General features: G+C 41.3%; 18 protein-coding genes and 1 pseudogene. 9 read left to right on the plus strand and 10 right to left on the minus strand.

What is annotated here, in order from left to right; translation table 11 throughout:
• Positions 1-18 precede the first annotated feature (18 nt).
• The 7 genes and pseudogenes from A923_RS0110805 to A923_RS23250 form a co-directional block, all read right to left on the minus strand.
• Positions 19-1554: an RNA polymerase factor sigma-54 gene (locus A923_RS0110805; protein ID WP_017221699.1), complete on the minus strand. Its 1536-nt coding sequence runs from the start codon at positions 1552-1554 to the stop codon at positions 19-21.
• Between the two features lie 71 nt (positions 1555-1625).
• Positions 1626-2351, minus strand: a complete 726-nt coding sequence (gene lptB / locus A923_RS0110810) for an LPS export ABC transporter ATP-binding protein (RefSeq protein ID WP_017221700.1) — start codon at positions 2349-2351, stop codon at positions 1626-1628.
• Between the two features lie 14 nt (positions 2352-2365).
• The gene (gene lptA / locus A923_RS0110815; protein ID WP_237716207.1) at positions 2366-2827 is read right to left on the minus strand and encodes a lipopolysaccharide transport periplasmic protein LptA; all 462 of its coding nucleotides are present in this window, start codon (positions 2825-2827) and stop codon (positions 2366-2368) included.
• A gap of 22 nt (positions 2828-2849) precedes the next feature.
• The gene (lptC, locus tag A923_RS0110820; protein WP_017221702.1) at positions 2850-3410 is read right to left on the minus strand and encodes an LPS export ABC transporter periplasmic protein LptC; all 561 of its coding nucleotides are present in this window, start codon (positions 3408-3410) and stop codon (positions 2850-2852) included.
• A complete protein-coding gene (kdsC, locus tag A923_RS0110825) occupies positions 3407-3955 on the minus strand; it encodes a 3-deoxy-manno-octulosonate-8-phosphatase KdsC (protein WP_017221703.1) in 549 nt (182 codons plus the stop codon). Before kdsC ends, lptC begins: the two co-directional genes overlap by 4 nt.
• Before the next feature lies 1 nt (position 3956).
• Entirely contained in the window at positions 3957-4928 is a 972-nt protein-coding gene (locus A923_RS0110830) for a KpsF/GutQ family sugar-phosphate isomerase (protein ID WP_017221704.1), read from the minus strand.
• Between the two features lie 212 nt (positions 4929-5140).
• Positions 5141-5410: pseudogene (locus A923_RS23250) on the minus strand (calcium/sodium antiporter); the annotation flags it as partial.
• A gap of 326 nt (positions 5411-5736) precedes the next feature.
• Between A923_RS23250 and A923_RS0110845 the strand changes: the two are divergent.
• Together A923_RS0110845 and murA are read left to right on the plus strand one after the other, a co-directional pair.
• Positions 5737-5994, plus strand: a complete 258-nt coding sequence (locus A923_RS0110845) for a BolA family protein (protein WP_017221707.1) — start codon at positions 5737-5739, stop codon at positions 5992-5994.
• An 11-nt stretch (positions 5995-6005) separates the two neighbouring features.
• Positions 6006-7268: a UDP-N-acetylglucosamine 1-carboxyvinyltransferase gene (gene murA, locus A923_RS0110850; protein WP_017221708.1), complete on the plus strand. Its 1263-nt coding sequence runs from the start codon at positions 6006-6008 to the stop codon at positions 7266-7268.
• A 118-nt stretch (positions 7269-7386) separates the two neighbouring features.
• Here the strand turns inward: murA and degS are convergent, their stop codons facing one another.
• From degS to A923_RS0110865, 3 genes are all read right to left on the minus strand, one after another.
• A complete protein-coding gene (degS, locus tag A923_RS0110855; protein ID WP_017221709.1) occupies positions 7387-8469 on the minus strand; it encodes an outer membrane-stress sensor serine endopeptidase DegS in 1083 nt (360 codons plus the stop codon).
• A 109-nt stretch (positions 8470-8578) separates the two neighbouring features.
• Positions 8579-9955, minus strand: a complete 1377-nt coding sequence (locus tag A923_RS0110860; RefSeq protein ID WP_017221710.1) for a Do family serine endopeptidase — start codon at positions 9953-9955, stop codon at positions 8579-8581.
• A 67-nt stretch (positions 9956-10022) separates the two neighbouring features.
• The gene (locus tag A923_RS0110865; protein ID WP_017221711.1) at positions 10023-10394 is read right to left on the minus strand and encodes a Z-ring associated ZapG family protein; all 372 of its coding nucleotides are present in this window, start codon (positions 10392-10394) and stop codon (positions 10023-10025) included.
• 216 nt (positions 10395-10610) lie between these two features.
• Here A923_RS0110865 and zapE point away from each other — a divergent pair, with 216 nt between their 5' ends.
• From zapE to A923_RS0110900, 7 genes are all read left to right on the plus strand, one after another.
• Entirely contained in the window at positions 10611-11723 is a 1113-nt protein-coding gene (zapE, locus tag A923_RS0110870; protein WP_026006202.1) for a cell division protein ZapE, read from the plus strand.
• Between the two features lie 251 nt (positions 11724-11974).
• Positions 11975-12907, plus strand: coding sequence for a type I pantothenate kinase (coaA, locus tag A923_RS0110875; protein WP_017221713.1), 933 nt, complete (start codon positions 11975-11977; stop codon positions 12905-12907).
• Between the two features lie 247 nt (positions 12908-13154).
• On the plus strand, positions 13155-13583 hold the full coding sequence (gene rplM / locus A923_RS0110880; RefSeq protein WP_017221714.1) for a 50S ribosomal protein L13: 429 nt from the start codon (positions 13155-13157) through the stop codon (positions 13581-13583).
• 18 nt (positions 13584-13601) lie between these two features.
• Complete coding sequence (rpsI, locus tag A923_RS0110885) at positions 13602-13994, plus strand: 30S ribosomal protein S9 (protein WP_017221715.1); 393 nt, start codon at positions 13602-13604, stop codon at positions 13992-13994.
• A 392-nt stretch (positions 13995-14386) separates the two neighbouring features.
• Positions 14387-14977 (plus strand): ubiquinol-cytochrome c reductase iron-sulfur subunit, encoded by a 591-nt coding sequence (petA, locus tag A923_RS0110890; protein ID WP_017221716.1) that lies wholly within the window; start codon positions 14387-14389, stop codon positions 14975-14977.
• On the plus strand, positions 14977-16191 hold the full coding sequence (locus tag A923_RS0110895; RefSeq protein ID WP_017221717.1) for a cytochrome b: 1215 nt from the start codon (positions 14977-14979) through the stop codon (positions 16189-16191). The genes petA and A923_RS0110895 overlap by 1 nt, the downstream gene beginning before the upstream one ends.
• Entirely contained in the window at positions 16191-16991 is an 801-nt protein-coding gene (locus tag A923_RS0110900; protein ID WP_017221718.1) for a cytochrome c1, read from the plus strand. Before A923_RS0110895 ends, A923_RS0110900 begins: the two co-directional genes overlap by 1 nt.
• Positions 16992-17022: the final 31 nt, after the last annotated feature.

The following is a 17022-nucleotide window of genomic DNA, read 5'->3' on the forward strand; positions in this document are numbered from 1 at the left end:
ATGAAGGTTAGGTGAGTCCTATAACAGACTCTTGCGCTGATTCGATGGTGGTATACTCAGTGCTTCTCGGTACTTTGCGATAGTACGTCGAGCCACCTTGATACCTTGATCAGCAAGTAAATCAGCAATTTTGCTGTCACTTAATGGTTTACTGACATTTTCTGCCGCAACCAATTTCTTAATGAGCGCCCGGATGGCAGTTGATGAGCATTCGCCACCGGTATCTGTGCTTACATGACTCGAGAAGAAAAACTTCAATTCAAAAATGCCACGTGGCGTGTGCATAAATTTCTGCGTCGTTACCCGTGAAATGGTCGATTCATGCATTTCAACTTCTTCAGCAATATCGTTGAGTACCATTGGCTTCATGGCTTCATCACCATAGTCAAAGAAATCAACTTGACGTTGCACAATACTTTTTGTCACTTTTAGCAAAGTGTCATTACGACTTTCTAAACTTTTAATAAACCACTTGGCTTCTTGCACGTGGGTACGAACAAATTGCCCATCGCTACTGTTGCGGTTACCCGTCGCAAGATTAGAATAATCATTGTTCACTTTTAATCTTGGCACAATGTCAGGATTTAACTCTACTACCCATTGGTTATTTTTTTTCTTTACTAATACATCAGGTATCACATAAAGCCCTTCAGTTTGATCAATGACATTACCTGGTCTTGGTTCTAGGCTTTGAATTAATTGCATGATCTCTTTAAGCTGAGGTTCTTTTAATTTTGTTTTACGGCCTAATTGACGGTAGTCGCGATTACCCAATAAATCCATATGAGCGTGAATTATTTGCTGACATTCCGTTAACCAAGGGGTGTTTTCAGGTAAATGTTGGAGCTGGATCAATAAACATTCTTGCAGTGAGCGTGCAGCTACACCGATGGGGTCAAAGTGTTGAATGCGTTTTAGTACCGCTTCAACTTCATCTAATTCAATCTTGGCGTCGTTGTTGTGATCGACTTCTTGATGATCGATATCAACGCTGTTAAGAATTTCTTCGCAACTTTGGTTAAGGTAACCATGGTCATCAATACCGTCAATAATGGCGATGGCAATCGCGCGGTCGATATCTGAAAAGGGGGTTAATTCCATTTGCCACATCAAGTGCTCGTATAAACCTTCGCTGGTTTCGCCTTGATAGACTTGATCAAGTCCATCAATACCGGCACTGCCACTACTGTGATTTTGAATTTGCGGGGTATAGACATCATCCCAATTACTGTCAGTGGGTAATTCGTCGGGCATTGATTCACTGGCAAGCGCATCGCCAACTTCAATTTGACTACTGTCGGTTGGCGCATCACCGTTATTGCTATCATGACTGCTGGCGTCATGACTATTACCATCATGAGCTGCATTACTCTCGGTATCGTTAGAAAGCGATTCATGGGGGTCTTCTTGCTCTAGAAGTGGATTACTATCTAGTGCTTCTTGAATCTCTTGCTGTAACTCCAAGGTCGATAATTGTAATAACCGGATCGCTTGTTGTAACTGTGGCGTCATTGCCAGAGATTGACTCATACGAAGTTGTAATGATGGCTTCATCTAACGACTACTCTCTCTTCCTTAATGCGGCTATGTATCAATATCAAACTATATTTGGAACTGATATTCGACTATAGTCGGAATTGATCTCCAAGGTATACTTCTTTCACTTTTGCGTTGGATAAAATCTCTTCAGAAGTACCTGATGCGATCAAATGTCCATGACTAACAATATAAGAGTGTTCGCATACATCGAGCGTCTCACGTACGTTATGGTCGGTTATTAATACCCCTAAACCACGGTCACGTAGATGCTGAATTATTTTTTTAATATCACCAACCGAAATTGGATCTACACCGGCAAACGGTTCGTCTAATAAGATAAATTTCGGGTCAGCGGCCAGTGCGCGGGCAATCTCAACGCGGCGACGTTCGCCACCTGATAAACTCATGCCTAAACTATCGCGAATATGGGTAATATGAAATTCTTCTAATAATTCTTCTAATTTTTCTTCGCGTTCAAAACGACTGAGCTCTGGACGTAATTCTAAAATCGCCATGATATTTTTAGTGACCGATAGGCGACGAAAAATGGAGGCTTCTTGCGGTAAATAACCAATACCTTGCTGTGCGCGAATATGCATTGGTTCATGCGTTAATTCTTGATCATCAATGAAGATTTGTCCATGATCTCGTTTAACTAAGCCAACTACCATATAAAAGGTGGTTGTTTTACCTGCGCCATTGGGCCCAAGCAAGCCAACAATTTGGCCTGATTCAACTTCGAGACTCACATCTGAAACAACTTTTCGTTTGTTGTAACTTTTTGCTAAGTGTGATGCTTTTAAACGCGCCATATGAATTACTTACTCTACTTAGTTTTAGTGTCTTCAGGAGTGAAAATTGTGATCACTCGATCTGATTCATTATTACCACTTTCGGCTATCATTTCTTGTTTATCAATTTGGTAAATTATCTTGTTACCTTTGACTTCACTGTCAGCCTGACGTAAACGGGCATTGGTTGTTAACGTTAAACGTTTTTTACCAAGTTCGTAACGGATCTCATTCGATTCAGCGTTGATTTTCTTACCGTCATCAAGTTCTTGATAAAAAGTGGCGACGTTACCTGTGGCAATCATCACTTCAGTGCCTTTACCATTTGAACTTAATACCGTTAGCTTATCAGCATGGATCAATATCGTCCCTTGAGTCACGACAACATTATCATAAAATATGACGCGGTTCTCTTTAATAAACACTTCTTGACGTTTGGCGTTTACGACAACATTTTCTTCAAAGTCAGACTCTAACGCCAGAGCTGAATTGCTCATCAATAACGTTAGCAGGAAAATTTTATATTTTTTCATCATTAGTATATATCGCTTTAACTTGCTTAAGGATAGTCATGTATTCTTGTTTTAAATCACCTTCTAGCCCAATACCTGTTTGATTAAACAAGTCGCCAGTAATGGTAATTAATTGATCGCTACGTACCAGGTTTGTGGCAAGCTCTAATTGTAAATAACTGGTGGTGATGACATCGATATAATCATTTTTAGCCATATTTTTGATGACAACATTATTGCGTAATGTGGCGACATCCTCACTACTGAAGTTACCTTCTTTGGCCTGGATTTTCCACGTTGCTTGTGCATTCTCATCATAAAGGATAATAACGGGGTTAGTAAACATTGTCATGCCTAACTCGCCATAATGCTCCATGCTATCTGCAAAAATGCGACGTATGATTTTGCCTTCAATACTGAATTCGACACTGCGGAGTACTTCTGCGGTGAAATCAGGTTGATATTCTGTTGATGCAGGTGCTGTTATTTGTTCATCAGGCGAAAAAAATCGCCATATACCAAGGGCACACAAAAAGAGGATGACTATCCCTACATTTTGTCGATTCATACCGAGGTGCCTTGTGCTTGGTCTAACATTCCTTTAGCTAATAGGATAAGGTCTGCTAATTCTCTTACTGCGCCAAAACCACCGCGAATGGAGGTGCTAAAGTCCGCGCCTTTTTTGACTAACGGATGCGCATCGGCAACGGCGACACTGAGGCCGCATAAGTTCATTACTGGCAAGTCAATAACATCATCGCCAATGTAACCCACGTGCTCTGGAGATAGGCTTAACTTTTCGAGTAGCATGTTGAACGCGATAACTTTGTTGTCTTGGCCTTGGTAGATATGTTGAACGCCTAAACCTTGCATGCGATTGGCGACAATAGTTGATTGACGTCCAGTGATAACTGCCACTTCAATGCCTGCATTAAGCAGTGATTTAACCCCAAAACCATCGCGGGTATGGAACGCTTTAAGCTCTTCGCCATCGTTGCCCATATACACGCGACCGTCAGAGAACACGCCATCAATATCGCAGATGAGGAGTTTTAAGGTTTTTGCTTTAGTTAAAATTTCTTGTGGGATTGGACCGTATAACGTGTTGATCATTTTATAGTACACCTGCGCGTAGTAAGTCATGCATGTTGAAGGCGCCGACCGGTTCTTGTTGTTCATTAACGACAATTAAACCGTTAACTTTTTTATTTTCCATGACAGCAAGGGCTTCTGCGGCCAAAATATGTTCATTAATAGTAACACATCTTTGGGTCATTACTTCACTGATTGGGGTTTGGTGAATATCTATACGTGCATCAAGAATACGGCGTAAATCACCGTCGGTGAAAATACCAACCAACTTATTGTCGTTCGTTACGGCCGTCATACCTAGCCCTTTTCGAGAGACTTCTAATAAGGCATCAGAGATCGTTTCGCTGTGCAGTACACTCGGCACGCCTTCACCTTTATGCATAATATCGGAGATACGCAGTAATAATTTTCGACCTAAGCTGCCGCCGGGATGCGACAGGGCGAAATCATTTGCCGTAAAGCCTTTTGCTTCAAGTAATGCCACGGCAATCGCATCGCCCATGACTAAGCTTGCAGTGGTGCTTGATGTTGGCGCCAGCCCTAATGGACAGGCTTCTTTATCCACTTTAATACACAAATTAATTTGTGCTTCGCGTCCCATCGTTGAATTAGGGTTACTTGTCATCGAGATAATTGGAATACTCAAACGCTTAAGCACGGGATACAAGGCTAGAATCTCATCTGACTCACCGGAATTTGACAGTGCGATGACTACATCGTCACCGCCAATCATCCCCAAATCACCGTGACTGGCTTCGCCTGGATGCACAAAGAACGCAGGGGTACCCGTGCTGGCGAGTGTCGCGGCAATTTTATTGGCAATATGACCGGATTTACCCATGCCAGTGATAATTACTTTACCTTTACAAGCGATTAATAATTCGCAGGCTGCTGTAAATGTTACATCAATATACTGACTTAATTGAGTGATCGCCGCCGCTTCTGTTTGAATGACATTAAGCGCACTTTGGCAATAATTAAACTGACTAGACATGGTATTCCCTAATAAAAATACGGTTTAATACTTAGATTAAAAATATTAAGTACTGTTAAATGCTGTTAAACACAATAAAGCCAACAAGGAGTAACCCACCTTCAATACGGTTGATACGACCCGGACGGCCTTTAAAACTCATTGCTGTTAATAGCATGATAATCGTAGCACCAAGCATATAGTAGAAGTCGCGCGAGTAATGGTTTTAATCACGCGGTGATGCCTAATACTAAGGTGATGTTGGTTATATTTGAACCAATCGCGTTTCCGATTGCCGTATTGGGTGCACTATTTAGCGATGCCGAGACAGCGACCATCATTTCCGGTGCAGATGACCCCATTGCGACAATAGTCAGGCCAATAATCAGCGGCGAAATACCGAGATTTCTCGCTAATCCGGCGGCCCCGTAGACGAACTTATCGGCACTTATAACCAGAGCAATCAATCCAAGCATTAAAATAATTATATTTGTTGTTAACATCAGCACAGTTGCAGCAGATAAAACAGAACACTATTTTCGGTCTTTTTTCACTGAAAGAAAAGCAAAATAGTTAAATCTTGTCGACTATTGAATGATCGCGGGCTAAAAATCGGTAGTTAGTGCTACTTTTGGATTGTGTATTATAGCGATTGCTTTTAGAATACTGGGCTATTTTAATACTTTAGTTTTAAGCGCGATTCTCTCATTCAGAACGCCATTCACTTAAAACTAAACATGCTGGCACTATTGTTTTAGGTCCATTAGCGACCGCGGCATGTAGAGTTTTAACTTGGCTTAGAATGGCGGCATCATAGGATTTAAGTATTATGGATATTCAAGAATTAAAAACATTGCTGGAAAATGAGTATACGTTCCAGGAACTACACGTGAAAGGTGAAGGCAGCCATTACGACGTTATTGCTGTCGCCGAGATGTTTGTCGGTATGAACCGTGTAAAAAAACAACAAGCTATTTATGCGCCATTAAAAGAACAAATTGCATCAAATAGTATTCATGCGTTAACCATCAAGGCATATACACCTGAAGAATGGGTTCGCGAACGTAAATTTATATTACCTTCTTAGGCTGGATCAGAATGGATAAGTTTTTAATTAAAGGTCCTTGTCAGTTAAATGGCGATGTGACTATTTCGGGTGCTAAGAACGCGGCGCTACCGATTTTATTTGCAACGTTACTAAGTGATGAAACTATCATTCTTAAGAATGTGCCAGAATTAAGAGATATTAAGACCACGTTACAGTTGTTACGTGAACTGGGTGCGCAAGCAGAACGTAATGCAGATGGTGATGTTGTTATCACTGCAGGTACGGTTAACTGCCAGAAAGCCCCTTATGAATTAGTTAAAACCATGCGTGCATCAATTTTAGCACTTGGTCCTTTAACGGCTAAATTCTCAACGGCAGATGTTTCTTTACCGGGTGGTTGCGCGATTGGCGCTCGTCCAGTGAATCTACACATTCACGGTTTAGAAATGATGCAAGCGAACATTAACGTTGAAGAAGGCTATATTAAAGCCCGCGTTGATGGTCGTTTAAAAGGCGCACGTATCTTGATGGATATGGTTAGCGTAACGGGTACTGAAAACCTATTAATGGCCGCGGTACTTGCTGAAGGCGTTACCACGATTGAGAATGCAGCGAGAGAACCAGAGGTAGTTGACTTAGCTAATTTCTTAAATTCGCTTGGTGCTAAAATTAGTGGTATTGGTTCTGACGTCTTAAGCATTGAAGGTGTTGAAGCTCTGCATGGTGGTACTTATACGGTACAACCTGATCGTATCGAAACCGGTACCTTCCTTGTTGCTGCAGCTGTTACTGGTGGCAAGATCACCTGTCATAAAACCGACCCTTCATTACTTGATGCAGTATTGCTTAAGCTTGAAGAAGCGGGCGCGACGATTGAAACGGGTGACGACTGGATCTCACTTGATATGCAAGGTCGTGAATTGAAAGCGGTAAATATCAAAACGGTACCTTACCCAGGTTTCCCTACGGATATGCAAGCGCAGTTCACGGTATTAAATACAGTGGCGAAAGGCACATCAACGATCATTGAAACTATTTTTGAAAACCGTTTCATGCACGTACCTGAATTAGCACGTATGGGCGCTGATATTGAACTGGAAGGTAATACGGCAATCTGTCGTGATACTGACAGTTTGACTGGCGCACAAGTAATGGCAACTGACTTACGCGCATCTGCAAGTCTAGTTATTGCTGGTTTCCTTGCTACAGGCGAAACTACGGTTGAGCGTATTTACCACATCGACCGTGGTTATGAGTTTATTGAAGATAAACTACAAGGCTTAGGCGGCAACATTATTCGTATTGAAGGTTAATACTCGTTGACGCTTTGTCATGGGAATAACCGCGAATAACAGGTAATTGTTTATTATAAATAAAAAAGGCGCATTCAAATGCGCCTTTTTTGTGTCTGAATTTATCTTGTCTTGAATATTATTGAGGTTGTAGTGCTTGCAGTTCACCGAGTGTGACTGAGATGTCGAGTTGTTTACCCTCTCGTATAACCGTTAAATTAATTTTTGAACCTGGACGTTGTTCTGCCACTACATCCATCAACCAAATCACATTATCAATTTCAGTCTCGTTGAACTTGATGACGACATCGCCAGTCACCAAACCGGCTTTTTCGGCGGGAGAATCGGGTGCGGTATTTTGTACCACAATACCTTGATTGGCTTTTAAACCGAGTAACTTTGCCATGACCGTATTAATCGATGTGCCTTCAATACCGAGATAACCACGGATCACCCGACCATTGGCAATTAATGAATTCATTATTTTAACCGCTAGCGGGTAGGGGATCGCAAAGCTGATACCCATCGTTTCAACATTTTCAGAAACCTGAAAAGAAGCGGTATTAATACCGACTAATTCACCGAGACTGTTAACCAGTGCACCACCGGAATTACCTTCATTAATCGCCGCATCGGTTTGCAAAAAGTTCTGATGCCCAGTGGTACTCATACCAATACGACCACGGGCACTGATTATACCCTGAGTGATAGTTTGGCCTAAGTTATACGGGTTACCAATGGCAAGTACGACGTCACCTATGTTGGTTTGTTCATGTTTACTCTGTGGGATACTGGGCAAGTTTTTGGCATCAATACTTAATACAGCAAGGTCGGTATATTGATCAAAACCGATTAATTCTGCAGTAAAGAATCGACCGTCTTGTAGCGCCACGATAATTTGGTCGGCATTGGCGATGACGTGATAGTTTGTCAGTAAATAGCCTTTTTTGTTCATGATCACGCCTGAACCAAGGCTTTGTGGGCGTAATGTCGCTTTACTGTTAATCGTTGATTTTTGATAGGTGCGTGTATAGATATTAACAACAGAAGGCGCTGCACGTTTTACGGCAGCAGCAAAGCTCATTTGCTCACTAAGCCCTAATGAAAAGGGTTGCGTAAGGCCTTGCTTGTTTTGTAATTGTGGTAACGCCAACAGCAGTACTGCAGCGACAGCAATACCGAGGAGGATACTTTTTGAAACATATGACCACAAATTTTTCACTGAAATATCCCTACGTTACGCATCAAAAATAGCAACGTAGAGAATAACACCTCTTCCTCGGATAATGTAAAAAATAACGTGTAAAGTGATGTAATACCTAGCGTAGCCGCTAACGTAATACTCGGAATAAATGTTGTTCGCCACGTTGAATATTAAGCGCCAGAGTGGCATTTTCTTCAGACAGTAACGCCTTTAATTGAGCGAGATTTTTAACCTTATCTTTATTTACCCCAATAATGATATCACCTTGTTTTAATCCAGCGTCTGCGGCCATGGAGCGTGGTTTCACGTCAGAAATCATCACGCCTTGGTCTTTGTCAGTGCTCGCTAATATCGCTCCTTTCAGACTCGGGTGCATGTTACTGGCATCTGCGAGTTGGTTATCTGCGGGTTTGAGTGTTGCGGTGACCGGTATTTCTTTACCGTCTCTAACGATGCCTAAGGTGATTTCTTTATTTGGACCTAAGGTACCAATACGTGCTCTTAGTTCACTGAAGCTACGAATTTTATTATGATTAACACTGACAATAATATCGCCTGCGACTAACCCAGCTTCTTCGGCAGCAGAATTGGGGCTAACTTGGTTAATGAATGCGCCATACTGCACATCGATATCAAATGCTTTGGCCAGATCGGCTGTTAACTCTTGTCCTGCTACACCCAATACGCCACGGCGTACTTCACCGTGTTCAATAATTTGTTGTACTAGATTATTGGCCATATTGGCTGGGATGGCGAAACCAATACCCACATTACCGCCATTAGGGCCTAATATGGCGGTATTAATGCCGATCAACTCACCACGCAGATTAACTAGTGCGCCGCCGGAGTTACCACTATTGATTGCTGCATCGGTTTGAATGAAATTTTCGAGGTTTTCTAATTGTAAGCCGGTTCGCCCTAAGGCACTGACAATACCGGATGTGACGGTTTGACCTAAGCCAAAGGGATTACCAATCGCAATCGTGAAATCACCGACTCGTAACTTATCCGAGTCCGCGAATTTAATTTCGGTTAGGTTTTTTGCTGTAATTTGTAATAAGGCGATATCACTGCTTTTATCTGCACCGATAAGCTTGGCTTCATACTCATGGCCATCCTTGAGCATTACTTGGATCTTGTCTGCATCGGCAATGACATGATTGTTGGTGAGGACATAACCTCTTTTCGCATCAATGATCACGCCAGAACCTAGGCCTTGGAATGGTTGTGCTTGCTGCTTAGAACCTAAGCCATCAGGGCCAAAAAAATAGCGAAATTCTTCAGGGATTTGCTGTTGTGATACTTTAGTACCCGATACGGATATATTGACAACGGCAGGGGTCACTTGCTCAAGTATGGGGGCCAGACTTGGCAGTGGTTGTCCTGCAACAGCGAAAGGAAACGCTGCTGTTGCAGGTAAACTGGTTAACCCCATCGCGGCAGTTAATGCTAACGCGGTGAGTGTTTTGCAGTGTGATCTAACTTTTATAACATGTACTTTCATCACAGTTTAAACCCCTAAAAATTATAAGCATAAATAGTTAGGTGTGGTCAAAAACGAAAAGTTCAAGTTATTTGTTCAATAGTCCTGAACTGGTGCTTGAATAATCTTTTGGCTGACCTTCAAGCGGTTCTGTTGGATCGATTATTTCTTTAGCCTGAAACGGAATATCTTTGACGGCCACATTGTCTAATAAATGCTTGGCGTTATCGGCTAAGTGCTGTTGCATTTCAACATAACTATCAGACAGTTTCATTAATAGCGCTTCAGTACTGTTGAAGTGTTCATTAACATCATGTTTGTATTGTTCAATTTCAGCTTCTTTCGCTAATAATTTACCCTTAAACTTACCTGTTTGATCTTTGGTGTTGGTTACCTTCGCAATCGCAAAACCGATAACAATACCGATAACCAGACTAATTAATATTTCAAAATAGGGCATATACACCTCGTTAAATGGAAATTTGTATTCTACTAAATTAACTTTATGTTACTAAGTCTAAGTATGAAACGCTTATTTCTATACTCTAATATAACTACCTTAGTTTTAAAATAGTGTATTTCAAAAGAATACAACATGGTAGCATTGATTATCATTAATGCGTGTCGGTATATGGCAATAAAAGGCGTTAAAAACAGCAAAGGACTAGCAATTATAATGACTCCGATAGAGAAATATCAGCTTGATTTAAAGCGCCCTGATTTTATGTTTGATGCAGCACAAGAAAATGCCGTAATGGCATTGCAACGGCTGTTTGATGAATTGTTAGCGGTGCCAGCACTACCCGCTAAACGTAGCCTAATGGTTAAATTAAAACAATTCACAACAAAGCCTGCACCGACGCTCATCAATCCAGTGAGAGGCATTTACTTTTGGGGGGGTGTTGGAAGAGGTAAGACCTATTTAGTTGATACTTTCTACGATTGCCTGCCGTTTGAAAATAAAACCCGTATTCACTTTCACCGTTTTATGCATCGGATCCATCAAGAGTTAAAAGGGTTATCGCAACAAAAAGATCCACTGAAAGTCATCGCGAAGAAGTTAGCAGATGAAACGCGCGTTATTTGCTTTGATGAGTTTTTTGTCTCGGATATTACTGATGCGATGATCTTAGGTACCTTGTTTGAGGAGTTATTTTCCCATCAAGTTATTCTCGTCGCGACATCGAATATTATTCCTGATGAGCTTTATCGTAATGGTCTGCAACGCGCTCGTTTTTTACCTGCGATTCATTTGATTAATCAAAACTGTGACATTATTAATGTCGATAGTGGCGTTGATTATCGCTTACGGACCTTAGAACAAGCGGAAATTTACCATTTTCCATTGGACAGTGTCGCGCAGAAAAATCTCGATCAATATTTTCAGCAATTATCTTGTGATCCGCGTAACTACAATCAACCGATAGACATTGAGAATCGCCAAATCCAAACGTTAGCAGAAGCGGATAGCGTGTTGATGATTGATTTTACCGAATTATGTGGAGGTCCACGCAGTCAAGTTGATTATATGGAAATTTCACGTATCTATCACACCGTGTTATTAGCCAACGTAAAACAGATGGGGCCGTTAACGGGTGACGTCGCCCGTCGTTTTATTGCCATGGTCGATGAGTTTTACGAACGTAATGTTACCTTGATCATGTCCGCTGAACTAGAAATGTCGGCGCTCTATAGCTCAGGCTTGTTGGAGTTTGAATTCCGTCGCTGTTTATCGCGTTTGCAAGAGATGCAATCACATGACTATCTCGCGCGTGAGCATTTACCTTAAAGTATAGAACGGCTCAAACACGGCTGATTTAGCACCAAATAGGTAGTTTTTGTGCGCGTTATTAAAATAAATACACTAACTAACACATTTATTTATTGAGTTACGGTAAGTATATAGGCTATTGTTTCGGCGGACATGGACTGACAAAGTGACGTATATAGTGTTATTACGTCATTAAGTCCATTGCAAAGGCTTACTTCTAAATACGCGAAGTAAGTGATTTTTCGGGCGTTAAGTAGGCTTTTAGTTTAATGAATTACTCACCATATCAAGTGTTTGACAGGGAATATTGGGCTGAACTACGCGAGTCAGTACCACTGACCTTATCCGCTCTCGAATTAAAGCAGTTACAAGGGATTAATGAACGCGTTTCTATTGAAGAAGTGTGTGATATTTACCTGCCATTATCGCGATTGCTTAATTTATATGTCACTAATCGTATTCAGCGTCGTGTCGTTCGGGATCAATTCTTGGGTCGTAAAGTGGGCAAGGTACCTTATATTATAAGCCTTGCTGGTAGTGTTGCTGTCGGTAAAAGTACCACTGCAAGGATTTTACAGGCCTTATTACAATGCTGGAGCGAGCACCCAAAGGTGGCGTTGATCACCACCGATGGTTTCTTGTATCCAAATGCATACCTCAAAGAACACGACTTGATGAAGCGTAAAGGCTTTCCTGAAAGTTATGATATAAATTCATTGGTTAAATTTGTTGCCGATATTAAATCGGGTAATGCTCGTGTTACTGCGCCAGTTTATTCTCATTTCTCTTATGATATTGAACCGGACAAGGAAGTCGTTGTTGAGCAACCGGACATCGTTATTCTTGAGGGCTTAAATGTATTGCAATCGGGATTAGAATATCCGAATGACCCGCATCGTGTGTTTGTTTCTGATTTTGTCGATTTCTCTATCTATGTTGATGCCGACACTGAAAACTTGGAAAATTGGTATGTGCAACGTTTCTTGCAATTACGTGAAAGTGCCTTTACCGATTCGAGTTCTTATTTCCATCATTACGCTAAATTGGATGAGGACGAAGCAAAAGGGGTGGCATTGAATATTTGGCGGACAATTAATGGTAAAAACTTAGTAGAAAATATTTTACCAACCCGAGAACGTGCTAACCTTATTCTGACTAAAGACTTAAATCATCAAGTACATCAAGTTAAATTGCGGAAATAGCCTTAATTCCAGTCAATTTTTTGGTACTATATGAATGTTTTTTGAGATTAATCCTATTTTTTTTAAAATATAGGTGAAATTTCGCTCATTTCTCTTTATAATGCGTGCTGCCCACGAACAAGGTGCTGTGGTGGTTCCTTGTCCTAATGACGCCATGTACTTATTCGAAGGGATAAGCAAGGTATATAGTTCATATATAGACAAGTATATATGATAGTTTAAACAAATTTTATTGGGTTTAATATAAATGAAAACTTTTGTTGCTACTCCAAGCACGATCACTCGTGACTGGTACGTTGTTGACGCTGAAGGTAAAACTTTAGGCCGTCTTGCGACTGAAATCGCTTCTCGCTTACGTGGTAAGCATAAGCCTGAGTTCACTCCTCATGCTGATACTGGTGATTACATCATCGTTGTTAACTGTGAAAAAATCACTGTAACTGGTAACAAAGCGAAGGGTAAAATTTACCACTCGCATACAGGTTACATTGGCGGCTTAAAATCAATCAGCTTCGAAAAGCTAATTGATAAAGCTCCAGAGCGCGTTATCGAGTCTGCAGTTAAAGGTATGTTGCCAAAAGGTCCTCTAGGCCGTGCAATGTTCCGTAAGATGAAAGTATACGCAGGTCCTGAGCACAACCATGCTGCTCAACAACCACAAGTTCTAGACATCTAATTTACGGAATTTAAGCAAATGGCAGAAAATCAATACTACGGCACTGGTCGTCGTAAAAGTTCAACAGCTCGTGTATTCATGACAGCTGGTACTGGTCAACTTACTATCAACAAACGTTCTTTAGACGTTTACTTTGGTCGTGAAACGGCTCGTATGGTTGTTCGTCAAGCACTTGACTTAGTTGGTCTACAAGACAAATTCGACCTAAACATCACTGTTTCTGGTGGTGGTACTACTGGTCAAGCTGGCGCAATCCGTCACGGTATCACTCGCGCACTTATGGTTTATGACGAAACTTTACGTCCTAGCCTACGTGCAGCTGGTTTTGTTACTCGTGATGCTCGTCAAGTTGAACGTAAGAAAGTTGGTCTTAGAAAAGCACGTAAACGTCCACAGTTCTCAAAACGTTAATCCGTTTTTTGTGGTTCGCTTTATTGCGACGAAAGCCTGGCATATGCCAGGCTTTTTTTTGTCTTTTTTTTGTCTATTTTTTATCTTTTATTTAATTGATGCGGTTACAGCTTTGTTAAAAGTAATGCTGTTTCTTACTTGTATGACTGTCGTTAACACAGAAACAGAGCGACTTGCTCTATTTACTGGGTCATAAGCGACAGATATTGACTTAATCACTGAAAATCCATGATTAATGTCTCATTGTCCTTGTAAAAATGTAACCAATTAATTAAAATTCAACGGCATTTATGTAACTTTTTTAGCTATTAAAAAGTTATCTTTTTTGAAATGGTATTCACTGCAAGATAATAAAAATAATTTGCGCTGAGTCCGAATGGGAGAATAATTGGATGAGCAATGCGCCTGTTGATTCTGGTCGTCGTCGCTTTTTAACTGCTGCTACATGTGTAGTGGGTGGTGTTGGAGCTGTCGGCGCAGCCGTACCTTTTATCAAATCTTGGAACCCGAGTGCTAAAGCTAAAGCAGCTGGTGCTCCCGTAGAAGTTGATATTAGTAAAATTGAACCTGGTCAGTTAATTCGAGTTGAATGGCGAGGCAAACCTGTATGGATTGTATCGCGTACAGAAAGTGTATTAAATGAACTTGAACAGCATGATGGTTCGTTACGCGATCCGGCATCAGAACAAGAACAACAACCAAGTTACGCACAGAACAAATATCGCTCGATTAAATCAGAGTTATTTGTGGCTGTTGGTATTTGTACTCACTTAGGGTGCTCACCAACTTATCTGCCTGACAGCTTTGGCGAGCAAGTCGAAGGTGTTTCTTCTGGTTTCTTCTGCCCATGTCATGGTTCTAAATTTGATATGGCTGGTCGTGTATTCCAAAGTGTACCTGCACCGTTGAACTTGGTTATACCACCACATTATTATGTGGATAATACAACGATTATAATTGGTGTGGACAAGGGAGCTGCCTAATGTTTGGTAAAGTAGTCAATTGGATCGACGATCGTATCCCAATGACGGATACGTGGAATAAACACGCTGGCCAATATCCAGCACCGAAGAATTTTAACTTCTGGTACTATTTTGGCATTCTAGCAACCATCGTTTTTGTTAACCAAATCCTGACGGGTATCTGGTTAACAATGAACTACAACCCATCGGGTGACGGTGCATTTGCATCAATCGAATACATCATGCGTGATGTTGAATTTGGTTGGTTGCTACGTTATATGCATTCAACCGGTGCGTCTGCATTCTTTGTTGTGGTCTACCTGCACATGTTCCGTGGTCTTATGTATGGTTCATACCAGAAACCACGTGAACTATTGTGGATCTTTGGTTGCTTAATCTTCTTAGCACTGATGGCTGAAGCATTCATGGGTTACTTACTACCATGGGGCCAAATGTCATTCTGGGGTGCACAGGTTATTATCTCTTTATTTGGTGCGATCCCAATTATTGGTGATGACTTAACACTTTGGATCCGTGGTGATTACGTGATCTCTGGTGCGACATTGAACCGTTTCTTTGCGCTGCATGTTATCGCTGTGCCATTGGTACTTGTTGTCCTTGTGTTCTTACACATTGTGGCACTGCATCACGTTGGTTCTAATAACCCAGACGGCATTGAAATTAAAGAAAATAAAGATGAAAATGGTTGGCCAAAAGACGGTATTCCATTCCACCCTTACTACACAGTGCATGATACTGTTGCAGTAGTTGTGATGCTTATCTTATGTAGTATTGTGATCTTCTTTATGCCTGAAGGTGGTGGTTACTTCTTAGAAGCGCCAAACTTCGAAGCGGCTAATCCACTGAAAACACCGGATCATATTGCCCCTGTTTGGTACTTCACCCCGTTTTACGCGATCTTACGTGCGATCCCGGACAAACTTGGTGGTGTGATTATGATGGGCCTCGCGATTGCGATGTTATTCTTAGTGCCTTGGTTAGATCGCGGAAAAGTGAAATCAATCCGTTATCGTAGTGTTTGGCATAAACTTAATCTAACTCAGTTTGTTATTTGTTTCATTATTTTGGGTGTATTAGGCACATTAGCACCAACGCCTGGTCGTACATTATTGTCGCAAATTACCACGTTAGGTTACTTTGGTTACTTCGGTCTACTGTGGTTATACAGTAAGAATGAAACCACTAAACCATTACCAAAAAGGGTGACAATGTAATGAAAAAATTATTTATAGCGTTACTTACCCTATTGCCGATGGCTGCATTTGCAGCTGGTGGTGGTGCTCATTTAGACGAAGCAAACTATGATTTAAGAGATAAAGCATCACTGCAAAACGGTGCTAAAATCTTCATGAATTATTGTTCGACATGTCACTCTACGCAATATCAACGTTATTCACGTGTTGCTGATGATCTGGGTATCGATCGTGATGTAATGTCTGAAAATTTGGTATTTACTGGCGTTAAAGTTGGCTCATTAATGTTAACGGCGATGCCAACTGAAAGTGGTGCAAAATGGTTTGGTGCTCCACCACCTGACCTATCACTCGAAGCGCGTCTTCGTGGTGCAGATTGGGTTTATACTTATCTGCGTTCTTTCTATATTGACGAATCACGCCCATTTGGCGTAAATAATGTGGTATTCCCAAGTGTTGGTATGCCGCATGTACTTGAAGAATTGCAAGGTACAGCACGTCTTTTAGAAATAAAACATAACGAAGAAGAGCTAGATTTACCGGAAGGTGCTAGAATTGTTAAAGAAACCGCAGTTGTTGACGCCAATGGTGTTGCAACAGGTGAAATTCTGACTAGCTACCTAAGCCCCGATGGAAACGGTGAGTTATCAGCAGAAGAGTTTGATGAAGCTATGTTAGACTTGGTGAACTTCTTAGTTTACTCAGCAGAGCCGAATCAACTTGAACGTCAAGAAATGGGCTTCTGGGTTATTGGGTTCCTACTTATCTTACTTGTATTTTGTTGGTTCTTGAACCGCGAATACTGGCGTGATATCCACTAATCGCTGAGATGTTGCCGCGTTACTTGTAAAA

It is taken from the genome of Moritella dasanensis ArB 0140 (assembly GCF_000276805.1).
Classification (GTDB): Bacteria; Pseudomonadota; Gammaproteobacteria; order Enterobacterales; family Moritellaceae; genus Moritella; species Moritella dasanensis.

Bases quoted from the DNA above. Each gene is read 5' to 3' on its own strand.
- A923_RS0110805 (WP_017221699.1), bottom strand. From the start codon at position 1,554: ATGAAGCCATCATTACAACTTCGTATGAGTCAATCTCTGGCAATGACG.
- lptB (WP_017221700.1), bottom strand. From the start codon at position 2,351: ATGGCGCGTTTAAAAGCATCACACTTAGCAAAAAGTTACAACAAACGA.
- lptA (WP_237716207.1), bottom strand. From the start codon at position 2,827: ATGAGCAATTCAGCTCTGGCGTTAGAGTCTGACTTTGAAGAAAATGTT.
- lptC (WP_017221702.1), bottom strand. From the start codon at position 3,410: ATGAATCGACAAAATGTAGGGATAGTCATCCTCTTTTTGTGTGCCCTT.
- kdsC (WP_017221703.1), bottom strand. From the start codon at position 3,955: ATGATCAACACGTTATACGGTCCAATCCCACAAGAAATTTTAACTAAA.
- A923_RS0110830 (WP_017221704.1), bottom strand. From the start codon at position 4,928: ATGTCTAGTCAGTTTAATTATTGCCAAAGTGCGCTTAATGTCATTCAA.
- A923_RS0110845 (WP_017221707.1), top strand. From the start codon at position 5,737: ATGGATATTCAAGAATTAAAAACATTGCTGGAAAATGAGTATACGTTC.
- murA (WP_017221708.1), top strand. From the start codon at position 6,006: ATGGATAAGTTTTTAATTAAAGGTCCTTGTCAGTTAAATGGCGATGTG.
- A923_RS0110860 (WP_017221710.1), bottom strand. From the start codon at position 9,955: ATGAAAGTACATGTTATAAAAGTTAGATCACACTGCAAAACACTCACC.
- A923_RS0110865 (WP_017221711.1), bottom strand. From the start codon at position 10,394: ATGCCCTATTTTGAAATATTAATTAGTCTGGTTATCGGTATTGTTATC.
- zapE (WP_026006202.1), top strand. From the start codon at position 10,611: ATGACTCCGATAGAGAAATATCAGCTTGATTTAAAGCGCCCTGATTTT.
- coaA (WP_017221713.1), top strand. From the start codon at position 11,975: ATGAATTACTCACCATATCAAGTGTTTGACAGGGAATATTGGGCTGAA.
- rplM (WP_017221714.1), top strand. From the start codon at position 13,155: ATGAAAACTTTTGTTGCTACTCCAAGCACGATCACTCGTGACTGGTAC.
- rpsI (WP_017221715.1), top strand. From the start codon at position 13,602: ATGGCAGAAAATCAATACTACGGCACTGGTCGTCGTAAAAGTTCAACA.
- petA (WP_017221716.1), top strand. From the start codon at position 14,387: ATGAGCAATGCGCCTGTTGATTCTGGTCGTCGTCGCTTTTTAACTGCT.
- A923_RS0110895 (WP_017221717.1), top strand. From the start codon at position 14,977: ATGTTTGGTAAAGTAGTCAATTGGATCGACGATCGTATCCCAATGACG.
- A923_RS0110900 (WP_017221718.1), top strand. From the start codon at position 16,191: ATGAAAAAATTATTTATAGCGTTACTTACCCTATTGCCGATGGCTGCA.